General features: G+C 74.5%; 17 protein-coding genes. 5 read left to right on the forward strand and 12 right to left on the reverse strand.

What is annotated here, in order from left to right; translation table 11 throughout:
* Window positions 1–21: 21 nt before the first annotated feature.
* Both K7787_RS14105 and K7787_RS14110 read left to right on the forward strand, forming a co-directional pair.
* Window positions 22–891 (forward strand): carbohydrate ABC transporter permease, encoded by an 870-nt coding sequence (locus K7787_RS14105; RefSeq protein ID WP_009190173.1) that lies wholly within the window; start codon window positions 22–24, stop codon window positions 889–891.
* A gap of 35 nt (window positions 892–926) precedes the next feature.
* Complete coding sequence (locus K7787_RS14110) at window positions 927–3239, forward strand: beta-xylosidase/alpha-l-arabinosidase (RefSeq protein WP_223001601.1); 2313 nt, start codon at window positions 927–929, stop codon at window positions 3237–3239.
* Window positions 3240–3557: 318 nt separating this feature from the next.
* On the opposite strand, the gene K7787_RS14115 is transcribed toward K7787_RS14110, so the two are convergent.
* From K7787_RS14115 to tsaB, 4 genes are read right to left on the reverse strand one after another with little or no spacing between them, the layout of a single operon-like run.
* Complete coding sequence (locus tag K7787_RS14115; protein WP_223001602.1) at window positions 3558–3824, reverse strand: hypothetical protein; 267 nt, start codon at window positions 3822–3824, stop codon at window positions 3558–3560.
* Window positions 3821–4951, reverse strand: a complete 1131-nt coding sequence (gene tsaD, locus K7787_RS14120) for a tRNA (adenosine(37)-N6)-threonylcarbamoyltransferase complex transferase subunit TsaD (RefSeq protein ID WP_009190170.1) — start codon at window positions 4949–4951, stop codon at window positions 3821–3823. The genes K7787_RS14115 and tsaD overlap by 4 nt, the downstream gene beginning before the upstream one ends.
* Complete coding sequence (gene rimI / locus K7787_RS14125) at window positions 4944–5417, reverse strand: ribosomal protein S18-alanine N-acetyltransferase (RefSeq protein WP_037724850.1); 474 nt, start codon at window positions 5415–5417, stop codon at window positions 4944–4946. Before rimI ends, tsaD begins: the two co-directional genes overlap by 8 nt.
* A gap of 44 nt (window positions 5418–5461) precedes the next feature.
* Window positions 5462–6115: a tRNA (adenosine(37)-N6)-threonylcarbamoyltransferase complex dimerization subunit type 1 TsaB gene (gene tsaB / locus K7787_RS14130; protein ID WP_223001603.1), complete on the reverse strand. Its 654-nt coding sequence runs from the start codon at window positions 6113–6115 to the stop codon at window positions 5462–5464.
* Window positions 6116–6231: 116 nt separating this feature from the next.
* On the opposite strand from tsaB, the gene K7787_RS14135 reads away from it, so the two are divergent.
* Entirely contained in the window at window positions 6232–6804 is a 573-nt protein-coding gene (locus K7787_RS14135) for a hypothetical protein (protein ID WP_223001604.1), read from the forward strand.
* A 179-nt stretch (window positions 6805–6983) separates the two neighbouring features.
* Here K7787_RS14135 and K7787_RS14140 read toward each other — a convergent pair whose 3' ends face one another.
* The 5 genes from K7787_RS14140 to K7787_RS14160 all read right to left on the reverse strand — a co-directional run bounded on the left by K7787_RS14140 (window position 6984) and on the right by K7787_RS14160 (window position 12551).
* Window positions 6984–7250, reverse strand: coding sequence for a hypothetical protein (locus K7787_RS14140; protein WP_223001627.1), 267 nt, complete (start codon window positions 7248–7250; stop codon window positions 6984–6986).
* 107 nt (window positions 7251–7357) lie between these two features.
* Window positions 7358–7879: a tRNA (adenosine(37)-N6)-threonylcarbamoyltransferase complex ATPase subunit type 1 TsaE gene (tsaE, locus tag K7787_RS14145; RefSeq protein WP_223001605.1), complete on the reverse strand. Its 522-nt coding sequence runs from the start codon at window positions 7877–7879 to the stop codon at window positions 7358–7360.
* Window positions 7845–9077 carry an alpha/beta fold hydrolase gene (locus K7787_RS14150; RefSeq protein WP_009190166.1) on the reverse strand — a complete coding sequence of 411 codons (1233 nt, stop codon included), beginning with the start codon at window positions 9075–9077 and terminating at the stop codon, window positions 7845–7847. Before K7787_RS14150 ends, tsaE begins: the two co-directional genes overlap by 35 nt.
* A 92-nt stretch (window positions 9078–9169) precedes the next feature.
* Window positions 9170–10411: an alanine racemase gene (gene alr, locus K7787_RS14155; RefSeq protein ID WP_223001606.1), complete on the reverse strand. Its 1242-nt coding sequence runs from the start codon at window positions 10409–10411 to the stop codon at window positions 9170–9172.
* A 691-nt stretch (window positions 10412–11102) separates the two neighbouring features.
* A complete protein-coding gene (locus K7787_RS14160) occupies window positions 11103–12551 on the reverse strand; it encodes an NAD(P)H-hydrate dehydratase (RefSeq protein WP_223001607.1) in 1449 nt (482 codons plus the stop codon).
* 268 nt (window positions 12552–12819) lie between these two features.
* Between K7787_RS14160 and K7787_RS14165 the strand changes: the two genes are divergently transcribed.
* Window positions 12820–14652 (forward strand): PP2C family protein-serine/threonine phosphatase, encoded by a 1833-nt coding sequence (locus tag K7787_RS14165; RefSeq protein ID WP_223001608.1) that lies wholly within the window; start codon window positions 12820–12822, stop codon window positions 14650–14652.
* A gap of 62 nt (window positions 14653–14714) precedes the next feature.
* Here the strand turns inward: K7787_RS14165 and K7787_RS14170 are convergent, their stop codons facing one another.
* The 3 genes from K7787_RS14170 to K7787_RS14180 form a co-directional block, all read right to left on the reverse strand.
* Window positions 14715–15086, reverse strand: a complete 372-nt coding sequence (locus K7787_RS14170; RefSeq protein WP_009190162.1) for a holo-ACP synthase — start codon at window positions 15084–15086, stop codon at window positions 14715–14717.
* Between the two features lie 396 nt (window positions 15087–15482).
* The gene (gene glmS / locus K7787_RS14175) at window positions 15483–17330 is read right to left on the reverse strand and encodes a glutamine--fructose-6-phosphate transaminase (isomerizing) (protein WP_009190161.1); all 1848 of its coding nucleotides are present in this window, start codon (window positions 17328–17330) and stop codon (window positions 15483–15485) included.
* 113 nt (window positions 17331–17443) lie between these two features.
* Window positions 17444–18238, reverse strand: a complete 795-nt coding sequence (locus tag K7787_RS14180; protein ID WP_009190160.1) for a hypothetical protein — start codon at window positions 18236–18238, stop codon at window positions 17444–17446.
* Window positions 18239–18480: 242 nt separating this feature from the next.
* Between K7787_RS14180 and coaA the strand changes: the two genes are divergently transcribed.
* The gene (gene coaA / locus K7787_RS14185; RefSeq protein ID WP_019980859.1) at window positions 18481–19449 is read left to right on the forward strand and encodes a type I pantothenate kinase; all 969 of its coding nucleotides are present in this window, start codon (window positions 18481–18483) and stop codon (window positions 19447–19449) included.
* Window positions 19450–19466 lie beyond the last annotated feature (17 nt).

Below are 19466 nucleotides of genomic sequence, written 5' to 3' on the forward strand. Positions count from 1 at the left end.
ACGTTGCGCCGTCCGTGTCCCGTGAGGAGCGCCGGCCCCGCCCCGGCCGCCGCCGCGCGCCGCCGGCGGCACTGGACCCGGCGCCCCAACCGGCTGGCCGGACTCGGCTCGGTGCTCTGGCTCGCCGTGGTGATCGTCCCGATCTACGCGATGATCACCACCTCGCTCACCCGCCAGGACGAGGCCCTCGGCAAGAACGCCCTCACACCGCCCGCCGACCCCACGCTGGAGAACTACGGCACCGTCCTCGACAACGGCTTCGGCCACTTCCTGCTCAACACGGCGCTCGCCGCCGCGGCCGTCGTGGCGATCGTCCTCGTCCTGTGCGTCCCGCTGTCCTACGTCGCCGTCCGCACCCGCGGCTTCTGGTCGGGCGCGGCCTTCCGGCTGTTCCTGCTCGGCGTGGCGATCCCCGCGCAGGCGGTGGTGATCCCGCTCTACCTGATGATCGCCAAGCTGAACCTCTACGACAGCCTGCTCGCCGTCGTCCTGCCCACCGCCGCCTTCGCGATGCCGGTGTCGGTGCTGATCCTCACCGGCACCCTGCGCGACATCTCCGAGGAGATGTACGAGGCGATGGCCCTGGACGGCGCCTCGCCCACCCGGATGCTGTTCCAGCTGGTCATTCCGATGGCCAAGGGCGGCATCAGCACGGTCGTCGTCTACGCGGCCCTCCAGGCCTGGAACGGCTTCCTCTTCCCGCTGATCTTCACCCAGTCCGACGGCCCCCGGGTGCTGACCCTCGGCCTGTTCAACTACGTCAGCCAGTTCGGGGTGAACATCCCCGCGCTGCTCGCCTCGGTCGTCCTCTCCGGCATCCCGATCTTCGCCGTCTACCTGGTGGCACGGCGCGCCCTCGTCGGCGGCCTGATGGGGGTGGGCGGCAAGTGAACCCACCCCGCACCGACGCCTGTGACAGGAGTTCCATGACCACCGCCCCCTGGCAGGACCCCGCCCTGCCCGCCGCCGCCCGCGTCGACGCCCTGCTGGCCCGGATGACCCTGGAGGAGAAGACCGCCCAGCTGTACGGGGTGTGGGTGGGCGCGTCCACGGACGGCGACGGGGTCGCCCCGCACCAGCAGCACATGAACACCGACTACGACTGGGACGAGCTGATCACCCGCGGCCTCGGCCAGCTCACCCGCTCCTTCGGCACCGCCCCCGTGGACCCCGCCCTCGGCGCGCAGGCCCTGGCCCGCGCCCAGCGCCGGATCGCCGCGGCCGGCCGGTTCGGCATCCCGGCCGTCGCCCACGAGGAGTGCCTGGCCGGCTTCACCGCCTGGGGCGCGACCGCCTACCCGGTGCCGCTGGCCTGGGGCGCGAGCTTCGACCCGGCGCTGGTGGAGGCGATGGCCGCCCGCATCGGCCGGGACATGCGCTCGGTGGGCGTCCACCAGGGCCTCGCGCCCGTGCTGGACGTGGTCCGCGATCCGCGCTGGGGCCGGGTCGAGGAGACCATCGGCGAGGACCCCTACCTGGTCGCCACCGTCGCCACCGCCTACGTGCGGGGCCTTCAGTCGGCCGGGATCGTCGCCACCCTCAAGCACTTCGCCGGGTACGCCGCCTCCACGGGCGCCCGCAACCTCGCCCCGGTGCGCGCGGGCGCGCGCGAGTTCGCCGACGTCACGCTGATGCCGTTCGAGATGGCGCTGCGCGAGGGCGGGGCGCGCTCGGTGATGGCCGCCTACAACGAGATCGACGGCGTCCCCGCCTCCGCCGACCCGCATCTGCTCACCGAGATCCTGCGCGAGCGCTGGGGGTTCACCGGCACGGTGGTCGCCGACTACTTCGGCATCGACTTCCTGCAGACCCTGCACCGCGTCGCCGCCGGCCCCGCCGACTCCGGCCGGCTGGCCCTCACGGCCGGCGTCGACGTGGAGCTGCCGACCGTGAAGTGCTACGGCGACGGCCTGGTGGCCGCCGTGCGCGCCGGGACGGTCCCGGAGTCCCTGGTGGACCGCGCGGCCCGCCGGGTGCTGCTCCAGAAGTGCGAACTGGGCCTGCTCGACGCCGACTGGGCGCCCGAACCGCCCGCCCGGGACATCGACCTCGACTCGCCGGAGAACCGCGCCGTGGCCCGCCGCCTGGCCGAGGAGTCGGTCGTCCTGCTGGCCAACCCGGACGGCGTGCTGCCGCTGGCCCCCGACACCCGTGTCGCGGTCGTCGGCCCGCGCGCCGCCGACGCCCTGGCCATGCTCGGCTGCTACTCCTTCCCCTCCCACGTCGGCACCCAGCACCCCGGCACCCCCCTGGGCATCGAGATCCCCACCGTGCTGGAGGCGCTGCGCGCCGAACTCCCCGACGCCAAGGTGACGTTCGCCGAGGGCTGCGGGGTGACGGAGCCGGACGCCTCGGGGTTCGCGGAGGCGGTGGCGCGCGCCTCGGAGGCCGACGTGGTGGTGGCGGTGCTCGGCGACCGCTCGGGCCTGTTCGGCCGGGGCACCTCGGGCGAGGGCTGCGACGCGGCGGACCTGACCCTGCCGGGTGTGCAGGGCGAGCTGCTGGAGGCGCTGGTGGAGACCGGCGTGCCGGTGGTGCTGGTGCTGCTCACCGGCCGCCCCTACGCGCTCGGCCGCTGGGAGGGCCGGCTGGCCGCGGCGGTGCAGGCGTTCTTCCCCGGCGAGGAGGGCGGTCCGGCGGTGGCCGGGGTGCTCTCGGGCCGGGTGAACCCCTCCGGGCGGCTGCCGGTGAGCGTGCCGCGCGGCGCCGGGGGCCAGCCGTGGACGTATCTCCAGCCGCCGCTGGGGCTGGCCGGCGAGGTCAGCAGCCTGGACCCGACACCGCTGTACCCGTTCGGGCACGGCCGCTCGTACACCGCGTTCGCCTGGGAGCCCGTCGAGGGCGACGATGTCACCGAGATCGGCACGGACGACTCCCACGACCTCTCCGTCACCGTCCGCAACACCGGTGACCGGGCGGGCGCGGAGGTGGTCCAGCTGTATCTGCACGACCCGGTGGCCGCGGTGACCCGCCCCGACATGCGGCTGATCGGCTACCAGCGGGTGGAGCTGGCGCCCGGCGAGGCGGCGCGGGTGACGTTCCGCTTCCACCCGGACCTGTCGGCGTTCACCGACCGCACGGGCCGCCGGGTGGTCGAGCCGGGCGACCTGGAACTGCGCCTGGCCGCCTCCGCCGCGGACGTCCGCCACACCGCCCGGCTGACCCTGACCGGTCCGCCGCGGGAGGTGGGGCAGGACCGGCGGCTGCGCTGCGAGACGGCGGTGTCGGCGGCCGGCTGAACCGCCGCCCGCGCTCCGGGTCCCGGCGGGCGCCGGTCCTGCCCCAGAGGCCGGCCGCCCGCCCGCCGGGACCCGGACCGAAGCACCGCTCGCGGCAGGAGAGTTCGCGGGAATCGGCCCGTACGACGAAGAAGCCCCCCTCCGGTGAACCGGAGGGGGGCTTCTGCTGGAGCGCCGGGCAGGCCTTGCACCTGCATCTCCCCGCAGGAAGCGGGACGTCTTTCCTTGGACCACCAACGCACTGGCAATCGGGCTTCGTTGTTTCCCCGCCCGCTTGCTGTGTGATGATCATAGCGCATCTCGGAGGCCGTGCGCCACTCAGCGATCCGCGTCCTCCGGCACCGCCTCGAACCGCCAGCGGTGCACCGCCCGGGTGACCAAGTCGGCGTCCGGCTCGGGCAGTTCCGGCAGCTCCGCGTCGTAGGGCGCGTCCCACCAGGTGATGACGAGGACGCGGTCCTGCGGCGCGCGGAACACCTCACGGCGCAACGGCCGCCCGGCGAGCCGCTGTTCGCGCACCCAGGACAGCAACTCCTCGCCCCGGCCCGCCACCGCGCGGGCCTCCCACATCAACGCCACGCTCACGAGTACAGGTTCTCCTCGCCGACCTCGTGCACATGGTCGTGGCTGTGGCCGTGCGCGTGCGGGCGGGTCTGCGCGGTGCCCGGGACGTGCGGGTCGGTGACCGGCAGCGAGGAGTCCGCCGACAGGTCCCAGTCGGAGGCGGCGCGGTTGCGCTTGACCATCTCGGCGCCGAGCGCGGCCACCATCGCGCCGTTGTCCGTGCACAGCTTGGGGCGCGGGACGCGCAGCCGGACGCCGGCCGCCTCGCAGCGCTCCTGGGCCAGCGCCCGCAGCCGCGAGTTGGCGGCCACGCCGCCGCCGATCATCAGATGGTCCACGCCGGCGTCCTTGCAGGCCCGCACCGCCTTGCGGGTGAGCACGTCCACCACCGCCTCCTGGAAGGAGGCCGCCACGTCGCGCACCGGCACCTCCTCGCCGGCCGCCCGCCTGGCCTCGATCCAGCGGGCCACCGCCGTCTTCAGACCGGAGAAGGAGAAGTCGTAGGCGGGATCGCGGGGGCCGGTCAGACCGCGCGGGAAGGCGATCGCCGCCGGGTCGCCCTCGCGGGCGTAGCGGTCGATGACGGGGCCGCCGGGGAAACCGAGGTTCAGCACCCGGGCGATCTTGTCGAAGGCCTCGCCGGCCGCGTCGTCGATGGTGGCGCCCATGGGCCGTACGTCGGCGGTGATGTCGGTGGACAGCAGCAGCGAGGAGTGGCCGCCGGAGACCAGCAGCGCCATGGTCGGCTCCGGGAGCGGGCCGTGCTCCAGCTGGTCCACGCAGATGTGCGAGGCGAGGTGGTTGACGCCGTACAGCGGCTTGCCGAGCGCGTACGCGTACGCCTTGGCCGCCGACACGCCGACCAGCAGGGCGCCGGCCAGACCGGGTCCGGCGGTGACCGCGATGCCGTCCAGGTCCTTCGCGCTCACCCCCGCCTCCTTCAGCGCGCGCTCGATGGTCGGCACCATGGCCTCCAGGTGGGCGCGCGAGGCGACCTCGGGGACGACGCCGCCGAAGCGGGCGTGCTCGTCGACGCTGGAGGCGACCGCGTCGGCCAGCAGGGTGGTGCCGCGCACGATGCCGACGCCGGTCTCGTCGCAGGAGGTCTCGATGCCGAGGACGAGCGGCTCGTCGCGTGGGTCAGCCATGGATCTCGGTTCCTTGTACGGAGGCGGAGGGGTCGGTCAGGCGCATCACCAGGGCGTCCACGTTGCCCGGCTGGTAGTAGCCGCGCCGCACCCCGACGGGGGCGAAGCCGAAGCGCTCGTAGAGCCGCTGGGCGCGGACGTTGTCCACGCGGCACTCGAGCATCACCTCGGCGCACTCGAAGGCGGTCGCGGCCCGCAGCAGCTCGGTCAGCAGCAGCGCGCCGAGGCCGCTGCCCCACAGCTCCCGGGCCACGGCGATGGTCTGGACGTCGCCCTGGTCGCCGGAGGCGACGAGCCCGGCGTAGCCGACGATCCGGCCGTCCTGTTCGGCCACGACGTAGCGGCGGGTGGCCTCGGGACCGCGGGAGTGCGCCAGCTCGGACCAGAACATGCCGCGCGACCAGGCGTCCTCGGGGAAGAGGTCCTTCTCCAGCTCCAGCACGGGGTCGATGTCCCACCAGCGCATCTCGCGCAGGGCGGGCGCCGGGGTGCCGGTGGTCGTCTCGCCGGTCACTTGGGGGTGACCACCTTGTAGTTCTTGGGCACCTGCGCGTCCGGGCGGCGCAGATACAGCGGCCGGGGCGCGGGCAGCTCCTGACCGGCGGCCAGCTTCTCCGCGGCGAGCGAGGCCAGGGCGGCGGCGGACACGTGCTCGGGCTCGTGCGCCTGCGGGAAGGCGTCCGGGTACAGCAGCGCGCCGGCGCCGACCGCGGGCAGGCCCCGGACCTCTTCGGCGATGTCGGCGGGCCGGTCCACGGCCGGGCCGGTGACGCGGGTGCGCGAGTCGGCGTAGCGCGCCCAGTAGACCTCCTTGCGGCGGGCGTCGGTCGCCACCACGAAGGGGCCGGGCACGTCGGCGGCGTAGGCGAGGCCGTCGAGCGTGCAGAGGCCGTACACCGGGACGCCGAGGGCGAGGCCGAAGGTGTCGGCGGTCATCAGGCCGACGCGCAGTCCGGTGTAGGGGCCGGGGCCGATGCCGGCCACGATGCCGGTGACGGCGTCCAGCGCCAGTCCGGCCTCGGCGAGGACCCGGTCGACGGCCGGCAGCAGCAGCTCTCCGTGCCGGCGCGCGTCCACCTGACCGGCTGAGGCGATGACGGCCGTCCCGTCGTGCAGGGCGACGGTGACGGCGGGGGTGGCGGTATCCAGAGCGAGCAAGAGCACGCAAACAGCCTACGGCTCCCGCGAGCCCGGCACGGCCGCACGGGCCGGGTGCATTCCGGCTGCTACGGTCGAAAGTCAGGCACTGACCAGCAAACTTATCCAGAGGTGGACGAACCGTGGCAAGGAGCAGCGCGGGTTGGGTGGCCGGGCTGACCGCGGCGGCGCTCGTCACGGTCGGCTTCCTCGCGTACCGCGCCCAGTCGACCGTCCCGGAGGACCTGATCGGCCGGCCCGGCCCGAGCGCGACCCCCGCGGCGAGCGCCGCCAAGGCGCCCCGCGACAGCCGGCACCCGACCGCGCTGCCCGCGAACTCCGGCACCGGCGAGCGGGTGGTCTACTCGGTGGACGACGACCGGGTGTGGCTGGTGAGCGCGGGCGGCACGGTGGAGAACACCTTCCAGGTCACCCCCGGCAGCGTGGACCCGGCCCCCGGCACCTACACGGTCACCTCGCGCTCCAAGGCGGTCACCGGGACCGACGGCGTCCCGGTGGAGCACGTGGTGCGGTTCGCCGATGTGCAGGGCGTGGTCGTCGGGTTCAGCGCGGCCGTCGACCAGTCCCCGCCGCAGGACGGCGACACGGGCGCGGACACGAGCGTGAAGACGGGCGGCATCCGCGAGTCGCGGGCGGACGGCGAGGCGATGTGGATGTTCGCGACGATCGGCCAGAAGGTCGTCGTCATCCGGTAGAGGCCGGGCCTACGACCGCGGGGGCCGACCGACCGCGGGGGCCGACCGACCGGGAGGGCCTGCCGACCGGGAGGGCCTGCCGACCGGGAGGGCCTGCCGAACGACCGGACGACCGTGCGACCGGGGCCGCCTTCGTCCGCTGTCTGTTCGCCGTCGGCCGCCGTCGTCATCCGATAGGGCTACGCCGCTTCCCGGTGCGTTTCCACCGTACGGGCGGCGCGGGCGGTGGGGGCGGTGGGGGCGTCCCTGCGGACTCCCGTGCTTTCCGCGCGCGGGTCGGTACGGGGCGTCCGGGCGCCGGTGCGGGGGTCCGGGGCGGCGTCCACCGGTTCCGGGGCCCGGGGCGGGAGGGAGACGGCCGCGGCGGCGGCGCAGGAGGCCAGCAGGTCGCTCATGCACACACCGGTGGCCGGGTACGGCCGGGACGGGTTCTCGGCAGCCGACATGGACGCCTCCTGGAGGACGGGGGCGGGTGCGGTTAGGTAAGCCTAACCACGAGCGGGACACCATGTGACCACGCCCGGGAGGCCCCGCGCAAGGACCGGCCGTCCGCTCAGGCGGCCAGCACGCCCAGGTCCACGGCCGCCCACCGGCCGCCGATGCCCGTGACCGTCACCTGCCGCACCTCGTCGGTGGTGTCGCCGACGGCCCGGTGGATCCGGACCTGGAGCCGTTCGTCGGTCAGCTCCTCGACCTTGCCCTCGCCCCACTCCACGACGACCACCGAGTCCGGCAGCGAGACGTCGAGGTCCAGGTCCTCCATCTCGTCCAGACCGCCGCCCAGGCGGTAGGCGTCGACGTGGACGAGCGGCGGGCCGTCGCCGAGCGAGGGGTGCACCCGGGCGATCACGAAGGTCGGCGAGGTGACGGCGCCGCGCACCCCGAGCCCTTCGCCGAGCCCGCGGGTCAGCGTGGTCTTGCCCGCGCCCAGCTCCCCGCTGAGCATCACGAGGTCGCCGGCGCGCAGCAGCTTGGCGAGGCGGCGGCCCAGCTCCAGCATCTGGCCGGGAGCGTTGACGGTGATCTCGACGGAGGGGCGGTCAGCCGGGCTGTGCGGTGCTGCTGGTGCTTCCATAAGTGCCCACGGTAGTGCCTGCCGGGACCGCTCCGGCCCGGGTCAGCAGGTCGGCGAGCCGGTCGGTGACGACCTCCGGGTGTTCCAGCATCACCAGGTGCCCGGCGTCCGGGACCAGGACGAGTTCCGCCTCGGGCAGCAGGCCGGCGATGGCCTCGCTGTGCTCGCTCGGGGTGACCAGGTCCTGGAGCCCGGCCAGGACCAGCACCGGCATGCCGGCGAAGAGGGCGAGCGCCTCGGTCTTGTCGTGGTCGGTGAAGGCCGGGTAGAACTCGGCGACCACGTCGATCGGCGTGCTCTCGATCATCCGCTCGGCGAACCGGGCGACGGCCGGGTCGACGTCGCGGCCGGCGAACGAGTACCGCTTGATGATCCCGGCGAACAGGTCGGCGGTGGCCCGCCGCCCCTTCTCGACCAGTTCGGCGCGCTGCCCGAGCGCCTTCAGCACGCCAGGGAGCACCCGGCGCACCGCGTTGACGCCGGCCACCGGCAGCCCGAAGTTGACCTCGCCGAGCCGCCCGGAGGAGGTGCCGACGAAGGCGGTGGCGACGACCCGCTCGCGGATCAGCTCGGGATACTGGGCGGCCAGCGCCATCACGGTCATGCCGCCCATGGAGTGCCCGACCAGCACGATCGGCCCCTCGGGCACGGCGGCGTCGAGGACCGCCTTCAGATCGCGGCCGAGCTGGTCGATGGTGAGCGGCACGTCGTCCTTGAGCTGGTCCACGCCGCGCCCGGAGCGGCCGTGGCTGCGCTGGTCCCAGTGGACGGTGCGCACGACGCCGCGCAGGGCCGCGCGCTGGAAGTGCCAGGAATCCTGGCTGAGGCAGTAGCCGTGGCTGAAGACGACGGTGACGGGGGCGGGGTCCTTGCGGCCGAAGAGCCTGCGGCGGCGCGGGCCGAGGTCGGCGGCGGCCTCCGGGTCGATGTCGTCGACCTCGTAGTACAGCTCGGTGCCGTCGTCGGCGTACGCGGTGCCGGGGGTGCCGCGCAGGGTGCCGTACGGGCCCGCCGAGTCGAGGGCGAGCCGGGCCTTTCTGCGTATGTTCCGGCCGACGGTCATCCGTTCGATGGCCACGGTGGCCGCCGCGCCCGCGGCCACCACGCCGATCGCGGCCCCCGCGATACCGGTCGCCCGGCGCCAGCCGCCCGCCCCTGCGGCGGAGGCCACGGCCGCCGCCGCACTGCTCTCGCTCACGTACCGCTCCTCTGGTGCCGTCGGTGTGACGTACTGGTGTTCGGGGTCACGGCGACGGCCGGGTCACGCACCCCCCGGCCGCCCCGAGCGGATCACCGCGATGCGGAGCGCCCCCGGTCCTCCTGCCCGCCCTTCCCCTCGTTCCCCGAGTTCTCGTCGTTCTCGTCGTTCTCGTCGTCGAGATAGACGCGGGGGACGCGGGTTCCGATGCGGGTGACGATCTCGTACGCGATGGTGCCCGCCGCCTGCGCCCAGTCCTCGGCGGTGGGCTCGCCCCCGTCGCCGGGCCCGAACAGCACGGCCCGCGACCCGACCTCCGGCTCGTCGCCGCCGAGGTCGACCACGAACTGGTCCATCGCGATCCGGCCCGCGACCGTACGCCACTTACCGCCGACCAGGACCGGGCCGGTGCCGGAGGCGTGGCGCGGGATGCCGTCGGCGTACCCGACCGGGACCAGGCCGAGGGTGGTCTCGCCCGGGGTGACGTAGTGGTGGCCGTAGCTGATGCCGTGGCCGCCGGGGACGTGCTTGACCAGGGCGAGCGAGGCGGACAGCGTCATCACGGGCCGCAGCCCGAAGTCGGCCGGGACGCCCAGCTCGGGGGCGGGCGAGATGCCGTAGAGGGCGATCCCGGTGCGCACCAGGTCGAAGTGGCTCTCGGGGATCGTGAGCGCGGCCGGCGAGTTGGCGATGTGCCGCACCTCGGGGCGCACGCCCCGCGTCTCGGCGTGGGCGGTCATCTCGCGGAACCGGTCGAGCTGCGCGGCGATGGAGGGGTGGCCGGGCTCGTCGGCGCAGGCGAAGTGCGACCACAGTCCGGTGATCCGGATCAGCCCCTCGGCCTCGGCGCGCAGTGCCTCGGCGACGAGTTCGGGCCAGTCGGCGGGCTGGCAGCCGTTGCGGCCGAGGCCGGTGTCGGCCTTCAGCTGCACCCGCGCGGGCCGTCCGGCCGCGCGCGCGGCCGCGCGCACCTCGGCCAGCGCCCACAGGCCGCTGACGGACACGTCCACGTCGGCCTCAATGGCCTCCCGCCACGGGCCGCCCGGCGTCCACAGCCAGCACAGGACGCGCGCCTGCTCGGGCGCGATCCCGGCGGCGCGCAGCGCCAGCGCCTCCTCGGGCGTGGCGGTGCCGAGCCAGGTGGCCCCGGCGGCGACGGCCGCGCGGGCGCACCGGACGGCGCCGTGTCCGTACGCGTCGGACTTGACCACGGCCATCAGGGCCGCGCCCGGCGACCGTTCGCGCAGGGCCCGCACGTTGGCCCGCAGAGCGGCCAGATCGATCTCGGCGCGGGCGCGCAGCGGGGCCGTCCGCGGGTGTGCTGTCTCGTTCATCGCGCCCCCAGTGTCTCAGAGGGCCGCGCCGGCCCCGCGGCGGCGGGCACGGGGACCGCCGCTCACCCGCGCCCGCGAGGCGCGGTCGCGGTGCGCGCGGGCGCGTTGCGGGCCGCCGCTCGCACCCGTCGCGGAGCCCCGCCCGCCGTACGCGTGGGGGCTGTGCAGGCGTCTGCCGCCCCCGCCCGGAAGGGCGACCCGCCGCACGCGCGGGGGTCGCCGGGCAGGGCCGCGTCCACGCGACGCCGGGCCTGCCGAGGGCCGGTGGACACGGCACTCCCCGGGGTGCGGGGCCGCGCCTGCGGCGACACCGAGCGCCCCCACCCCCACGCACGGGACCGCAGGCGAGGCGGCACCGACCACCCCGGCCCCCACCCACGGGACCGCACGTACGACGGCACCCACCGCCACGGCCCACGCACCCGCCGCGCGCACGCGCACGGGGCCGCACGCGTGGGCGGCGCCCACCGCCACCGCCCGCGCACCCGGTGCGCCGACCCGCTGAACCCCCCGGACCGGGGCGTCGATCACCACGCCCCGCACACCCCACGCGCGTACGCACGGGACCCCACTACCGACCGCAACCTCGCCCCACGCGCCCCGCGCACCCCACGCGCGGACCCGCGGCACCCCGCCGACCCCGCCGCTTGCCCTCACACTCCGCGCACCCGATCCCACCCGCCCCAGGAGGTCACTCCTGGACGTCCCGCCAGGCCGACGGGATGGAGTCGGCCACGTCGTGGGCGGCGATGGGGGCGCCGTGGGCGGCGAGGCGGCCGGCCAGGCCGTGGAGGTAGGCGGCCACGCTGCCCGCGTCGCGCGGCGCGAGCCCGGCGGCGAGCAGGGAGCCGGCCAGCCCGGACAGCACGTCGCCGCTGCCGGCGGTGGCGAGCCAGGGGGTGCCGGTGGCGTTGACGCGCACCGGGCCGCCGTCGGGGTCGGCGACGAGGGTGGTCGACCCCTTCAGCAGGACGGTGGCCCGGTAGCGGGCGGCCAGTTCCCGTACGGCGGTGAGCCGGGCGGCCTCGACCTCCTCGCGGGCCACCCCGAGCAGCGCGGCGGCCTCACCGGCGTGCGGGGTCATCAGGGTGGGCGCGGTACGGGCGCGTACGGCGTCGCGGGCGGCCAGGCGCAGGCCGTCGGCGTCGAGCAGCACGGGCACGTCCGTCGCCAGCACCTCGGCGACGGCGCCGGCGTCGTCCCCGGCGCCCGGCCCCACCACCCAGGCCTGCACGCGCCCCGCCTCGTGCGGTCCCCGGTCGGACACCAGGGTCTCCGGGAAGCGGGCGAGGACGGCCTGACCGGCCGGGCCGACGTAGCGTACGGCCCCCGCGCCGCCGCGCAGCGCGCCCGAGACGGCGAGCACGGCGGCGCCGGGGTAGCGGGCCGAACCGGCGGCGATGCCGACGACGCCCCGGCGGTACTTGTCGCTCTCGGCGGCCGGGACCGGCAGCAGGGCGGCCACGTCGGCGTGCTGCAACGCCTCCAGCTCGGGCGCGGCGGGCAGTTCGGGACCGAGCCCGATGTCGATCAGGCGGACGGTGCCGGCGTGCTCGCGGGCCGGGTCGATGAGCAGGCCGGGCTTGTGGGCGCCGAAGGTGACGGTGAGGTCGGCGCGTACGGCGGCGCCGCGCACCTCACCGCTGTCCGCCTCGACGCCGCTGGGCAGGTCCACGGCGACGACGGCGGCACGGGAGCGCGCGGCGCGTTCGGCGAGGGGGGCGGCGTCGGGGCGCAGCCCGCCCTTGCCGCCGATGCCGACGACGCCGTCGACGACGAGGTCGGCCCGGTCGATCGCCGCGCCCGCGGCGTCCGCTGCGGCATCCGGGTGAACGACCATGCCCCCGGCGCGGCGCAGGGCGGCGAGGCCGCCGGGGTGGGTGCGGTCGCCGGCGAGCAGGACGGCACTCACCCCGGCGCCGCGCCGGGCGAGGCGGGCCCCGGCGTACAGGGCGTCGCCGCCGTTGTCGCCGCTGCCCACCAGGAGCACCACCCGGCGGCCGTAGACGCCTCCGAGCAGATCCGCGCAGGCGGCGGCGAGCCCGGCGGCGGCGCGCTGCATGAGGGCGCCGTCGGGGAGCCTCGCCATCAGCGCGCGCTCTGCTGTCCTGACCGTTTCAACGCTGTACGCGGTACGCATGCGGTCGAGTGTGCCCCGCATCGGCCGGATACCGCGCGGGAACCGGGCAGGCCGGGAACGACATCCGGAACGACCGACTCCACTTCCATGTGCGGACCGACCCCACCGGGGAACCCGGCAGCGGGCGCCCGGGGACGCCGCCGCCCGCCGGCCACGACGGCGAAGCGGACCCGGCCCCGAAGCGACCGCGACCGCGACGGCGGGCCGGAACCGAGCGGGCGACGGACGTGCGACAGCGACGGTACGGAGAGAAGGGACCCGAACCGACATGAAGGACGAACCGGTCGGGACGGACGAGACGCGCCCGGCCGAGGCGGCGGGCCCCGCCGACGACGCCGCCGGAGCCGGCGGTGCCGCCGACGAGCGCGACGACCGCTGGCTGCAGGCGCTGGACCTGCTGCTGACGGAGCAGCGCTTCCGCATCGGCCAGTACACGGCCGCCCACGCCGTCCCCGCATGCCCCACGGAGCCCTCGGAGGCGGAACGGCGCCGCAGGGCGGGCGCGCCCGCCGCACCCATGACTGTCCCCGAACCCCCGGTGTGGCAACTGCTGGACGCGCTGCCGCTGGCCGCGATGGTGGTCCTCCCGGCGCTGGACGAGACGGGCGCGGTAGCGGACTTCTGCTACGTGGGGCACAACGTCGCCGCACGGCGGTACGCCGAGAGCCACTTCCCGCCCGGCGCGCTCCCCCCGCACACCGGAGCCGTACCGCTGTTCGATCGCTTTCCCAATCTGGCCGACACGCCGGTGCCCCGGATGCTCGCCGAGGCGCACCGCACCAGACGGCCCCAGGGCCCGGAGTCGGCGGAGTGGTCGCTGTCGGGCCCGGACGGCCGGGCGGTACGGCTGAGCAGCGAGGTGCGCGTCGCGCCCTTCGGGGACCTGCTGCTCGTCACCTGGGAACGCGGCGAGCAGGCCGGCGTCCGGATGGCGGAGGCGGCGCAGCACCTGGCCCGGGTGTGCTGGGCGGAGTGGAACCTGGGCGACGGCACGGTGGAGGCCACGGGCCTGGACAGGGTGCTGGGCCTGGAACCCTCGGACCCCCTGCCCGACCTGCTGGCACTGGGCCGCATGCTGGCGCCGGACAGCCGCCGGGCGCTGTACCAGGCGGTGCACGACGCGCTGCTGCGCGAGCGGGAGATCGTGGACCTCGAACTGCGCATGACCTCGCCGCACGAGCGCATCCTCCGCTTCATCGCGGAGCCGGTGCGCCCGCGGCTCGGCCCGGTGTGGACCATGCGGGCGGTGTGCCGGGACGTGACGTCCGACGTGCGCAGCCGCACGCTGGCCGAGCAGGCGATGCAGGAGGCGCGGGCGCAGCGGGAACGGGCGGACGCGGTGGCGGACGTGGCCGAACGCCTGCGCGACGCGATCGTCCCGCGCTTCCCGGCGGAACTGGGCCGGCACGGCGTGGAGGCGGCGGCGGTCTACCGTCCGGAGGGCCGCGCGGCGCGCGTGGGCGGCGACTGGTACAAGACGCGCGTCCTGCCGTCCGGCCAGGTGCTGATCGCGCTCGGCGACGCCCGGGGACACGGCCTCGACGCGATCACCCTGATGGCGAAGCTGCGGTACGCGCTGGCGGGGCTGGCGTTCACGGGCGAGGCGGTGGAGCGGCTGACCGGCTGGCTGAACCTGGTGGCCTGCGACGACGGCGAGGAGTCCACGGCCACGGCGATCGTCGCCCGCTACCACCCGGACCGCGCGCTGCTGCGCTGGACGTGCGCGGGCCATCCGCTGCCGATCCTGATCCGCGACCGGGAGGCCCGCCTGCTCGATCCGCCGCCGAGCGGCCCGGGCATGCCGCTGGGGGTGTGGACCGAGGAGGCGTACACGGCGGCGGAGACCCTGCTCCACCCCGGCGACGTGGTGCTGCTGTACTCGGACGGCCTGATCGAACGCCGTGGCTCGGACCTGGACCGCGACTCCTCACGCCTGGTCCGGGCCGTGCACGACAGCGCCCGTGACGGCATCCCGCCGGGCGGCGAGGCGCTGGACGCCTACATCCGCCGGCTGGTGGACCGCCTGACGGGCCCGCACATGCAGGACGACGCCACGATCCTGGCGTTCCGCCTGGTGGGCCGGGACGTCGTGGGCGGGTGACGGACCGAGGACGCGGCCCCCGTCACCGGACCGAACAGCCCGCCTCCCGTGGCCGAACCACCTCACCCCTCGGCGATGACGACGGCGGAGGCGACACCGGCGTCGTGGCTCAGCGAGATGTGCCAGGCCCGCACACCGAGTTCGGCGGCCCGGGCCGCGACGGACCCCTTCACCCGCAACCGCGGCCGCCCGCTGTCCTCGACGTACACCTCGGCGTCGGTCCACAGCAGCCCGGCCGGAGCGCCGAGGGCCTTGGCGACGGCCTCCTTGGCGGCGAACCGCGCCGCCAGCGAGGCCATGCCCCGCCGCTCCCCGCTGGGCAGCAGCAGCTCACGCTCCACGAACAGCCGGGCGACCAGCCCGGGCGTCCGCTCCAGCGACGCCGCGAACCGATCGATCTCGGCCACATCGATCCCGACCCCGATGATGCTCATGCCGAGCACCTTACGACCCCCACGGCCCACTTCTTGGAACGCTCGTTCCCGATGCGCCATTTCAGCTCCCCCAGCCCCCGCCCAAGACCCGCCACCCGCCACACAACCCACAACCCACAACACCCCACCCGCAACACCCCACCCGCAACCCGCTGAGCCGACCCGGCGTGCCCCCACCCCGCCGACGCGCCCCCACCGCCGGGCACCCCCGCAAGTCACGGAGGGGCCCTCCCACCTCGGCCCCCCGCTCCTCCCCCGGCCGCCCGCTCGCTTCCTCCCCGTGCTGGAGCGGGCCGGGTCAAGGGTGGCCCGGAGGGCCATCGCCGAAGGCGACGCGCAGCGCCCTTGACGCGGCCCGCGGAAGCACGACACTCGCCCAGAAGCGGGCGGCCCCCCTCACTCCACCGTCACGGACTTGGCCAGGTTCCGAGGCTGATCCACCTCGTTCCCCCGGGCAGTGGCCAGCTCGCAGGCGAACACCTGCAACGGCACAGTGGCCACCAGCGGCTGCAACAGCACGGGCGTCACCGGAATCCGGATCAGATGATCCGCGTACGCCTCCACCGCCTCGTCCCCCTCCTCCGCGACGACGATCGTCCGAGCCCCCCGAGCCCGGATCTCCTGGATGTTGGACACGATCTTGTCGTGCAGCAACGACCGCCCCCGAGGCGACGGAACGACCACCACCACCGGCAGATCCTCCTCGATGAGAGCGATCGGCCCGTGCTTCAACTCCCCCGCCGCGAACCCCTCGGCGTGCATGTACGCGAGTTCCTTCAGCTTCAGCGCCCCCTCCAGCGCGACCGGATACCCTACGTGCCGCCCGAGGAACAGCACCGTGTTCTTCCCGGCCAGCGACCGCGCCAGCGCCCGCACCGGCTCCATGGTCCCCAGCACCCGCTCCACCGCCCCGCTGATCTGCGACAGATCACGGATGACGGCCCGGACCTCGTCCCCCCACTTGGTCCCCCGCACCTGCCCCAGATACAGCGCCACCAGATAGCAGGCCACCAGCTGCGTCAGGAACGCCTTGGTGGAGGCGACCGCCACCTCGGGCCCGGCGTGCGTGTACAGCACCGCGTCCGACTCCCGGGGGATCGTGGAGCCGTTGGTGTTGCAAATGGCCAGCACCTTGGCCCCCTGCTCCCGCGCATGCCGCAGCGCCATCAACGTGTCCATGGTCTCGCCGGACTGGGAGATGGCGACGACCAGCGTCTGCGCGTCCAGGATCGGGTCCCGGTAACGGAACTCGCTGGCGAGTTCGACCTCGCACGGGATCCGGGTCCAGTGCTCGATGGCGTACTTCGCGATCAGCCCCGAGTGGAAGGCCGTACCGCAGGCGATGATGACGACCTTGTCGATCTCGCGCAGCTCGGGCGCCGAGATGCGGACCTCGTCCAGCGTCAGATTGCCGGCCGCGTCGATCCGGCCCAGCAGCGTGTCGGCGACCGCCTTCGGCTGCTCGGCGATCTCCTTGAGCATGAAGTAGTCGTAGCCGCCCTTCTCGGCGGCCTCCGCGTCCCAGTCCACGTTGTAGGAGCGGACCTCGGCGGGCCGCCCGTCGAAGGCGGTGACGGTCACCCCGTCCCGGCGCAGCTCCACCACCTGGTCCTGGCCGAGTTCGATCGCGGACCGGGTGTGGGCGATGAACGCGGCGACGTCCGAGGCGAGGAAGGCCTCGCCCTCGCCGACGCCCACCACCAGCGGCGAGTTGCGGCGGGCGCCCACGACCACGTCGGGCTCGTCGGCGTGCACCGCGACCAGCGTGAACGCGCCCTCCAGCCGCCGGCACACCAGCCGCATCGCCTCGGCCAGATCGGCGCAGGCGGAGAACTCCTCGGCCAGCAGATGCGCGACGACCTCGGTGTCCGTCTCGGAGGACAGCTCGTGGCCGCGTTCGGCCAGCTCGGCGCGGAGCGCGGCGAAGTTCTCGATGATGCCGTTGTGGACGACGGCGACCCGGCCCGCGTTGTCCAGGTGCGGATGCGCGTTGGCGTCCGTGGGTCCGCCGTGGGTGGCCCAGCGGGTGTGCCCGATGCCGGTCGAACCGGTCGGCAGCGGCCGGTCGACCAGCTCCTTCTCCAGGTTGACGAGCTTGCCGGCCCGCTTGGCCGCCGCGAGCCCGCCGTCGGCGAGGACGGCGACGCCGGCCGAGTCGTAGCCCCGGTACTCCAGCCGCTTCAGTCCGGCCATCACGACTTCGAGCGCCGACTGCGACCCCACGTATCCCACGATTCCGCACATGGCACCGCAGCCTACGACCCGTCAGCCCGCGAAATGGGCCTCAGCGTGCCCGAAATCGGAAATTCCCACCGGGGTACGAACGCCCCGGCGGGAATGTCAGCGATCTGCCGGCGTCACTTCAGCTTGGCGAGCTGCGCGTCCACGAGCTGGGTGGGGAAGGCGAAGTCCTTGCCCGTGGCGGCCGCGGCGAGGTTGACCGCGGGGAAGTAGGCGAGGGTGGCGCCCTTGCGGACGACGACGCCCTTCACCGGGAACTGGTCGCCGTCGGCCTCCATCGTGTAGGTGACGGCCAGCGCCTCGTCGGCGCCCTGCGGCGCGCTGCCGGTGGCGACCTTGACGGCCTTGGTCGTGTCGCCGGCCACGGTGAAGGAGAAGCCGCCGGCGCAGTCCGCGGCGGACTTCGTCAGATCCTTCATCGCCTGCTCCGCGCCGCCGTCCGCGTAGGAGGCGAGCGTGACGACGACCTTCGCCCGGTCGAGGCCGGCGACCATGGCGTCCTCGGCGCTCGCGCCGGCCTCCGGCTTCTTCGCGTCCTCCATCCACGACCGCTTCACGCTCGCCGCGGGCTTGCCGGCGTAGGAGCCGACCTGGAGCAGGGCGAGCGGCGTGCAGGCCGGCTTGTCCGTCTTCACCTTGTCCTGCGCGATGTCGTCCGTGGCGGGCAGCTTGGCGGTGACCTTGCCGCTCTTGACGTCGGCCTGCGTCAGCGCGGCCTTCTCCAGCTCGGCGGCGGACAGCGGCTTCGCGGCGGCCGGCGCGGCGGACGCGGACTTGTCGGCCTGCGCGGTCGTGGCGTCCCCGCCCTTCTTGCCGTCGTCGTCGGAGGACCCGCCGCAGGCGGTGGCGAGCAGGGCGAGGGCGGCGGCGGACGCGACCAGACACGTACGGCGGATCAGCGGAGAACTCACTCGGAGGGCTCTTTCTCTTCAGAACACGCAAACCTGCGGAGCGACCCTCCGCGGTGCTTTACCCGTACTTTACGTGTCACCGACAACCACATGATCACGTCGCTCACCACCCGGTATCCGACCGTGACACACACGTGATCTTCACAGGCGGCACACAGCCCGCCCGGCGCGCGTGACGCACCCCACCTCCCGCCCCGTTCAAACTCCGTTAACAATGGACTGTGATCTCACCGGTCCCCTCGATGCCCCGGAGCGCCCACCGGTCCAAGCCGGAGGCGACTCCCTACGTCGACCTCACCCGAGCCGAGTGGAGCGCGCTGCGCAACAAGACGCCGCTCCCGCTGACCGCCGAGGAGGTGGAACGGCTGCGCGGCCTGGGCGACGTCATCGACCTCGACGAGGTCCGCGACATCTATCTGCCGCTGTCCCGCCTGCTCAACCTCTACGTCGGCGCCACCGACGAACTGCGCGGCGCGCTGAACACCTTCCTCGGCGAGCAGGGCTCCCAGTCGGGCACCCCCTTCGTGATAGGGGTCGCCGGCTCGGTGGCCGTGGGCAAGTCCACCGTCGCCCGGCTGCTCCAGGCGCTGCTGTCCCGCTGGCCCGAGCACCCCCGCGTCGAGCTGGTCACCACCGACGGGTTCCTGCTGCCCACCCGGGAGCTGGAGGAGCGCGGCCTGATGTCCCGCAAGGGCTTCCCGGAGTCGTACGACCGCCGGGCGCTGACCCGGTTCGTCGCCGACATCAAGGCCGGCAAGCGGGAGGTCACCGCCCCCGTCTACTCCCACCTCATCTACGACATCGTCCCCGGCGAGAAGCTCACCGTGCGCCGCCCGGACATCCTGATCGTGGAGGGCCTCAACGTCCTGCAGCCCGCCCTGCCCGGCAAGGACGGCCGCACCCGGGTCGGCCTCGCCGACTACTTCGACTTCAGCGTCTACGTCGACGCGCGCACCGAGGACATCGAGCGCTGGTACCTGAACCGGTTCCGCAAGCTGCGCGACACGGCCTTCCAGGACCCGTCCTCCTACTTCCGCAAGTACACGCAGGTGGCGGAGGAGGAGGCGCTCGACTACGCGCGCACCATGTGGCGGACCATCAACAAGCCCAACCTGGTGGAGAACATCGCGCCCACCCGCGGCCGCGCCACGCTGGTGGTGCGCAAGGGCCCCGACCACAAGGTGCAGCGGCTCAGCCTGCGCAAGCTGTGACCGGGCCGGACGCCCGG

This window comes from Streptomyces sennicomposti (assembly GCF_019890635.1).
Taxonomy (GTDB): domain Bacteria; phylum Actinomycetota; class Actinomycetes; order Streptomycetales; family Streptomycetaceae; genus Streptomyces; species Streptomyces sennicomposti.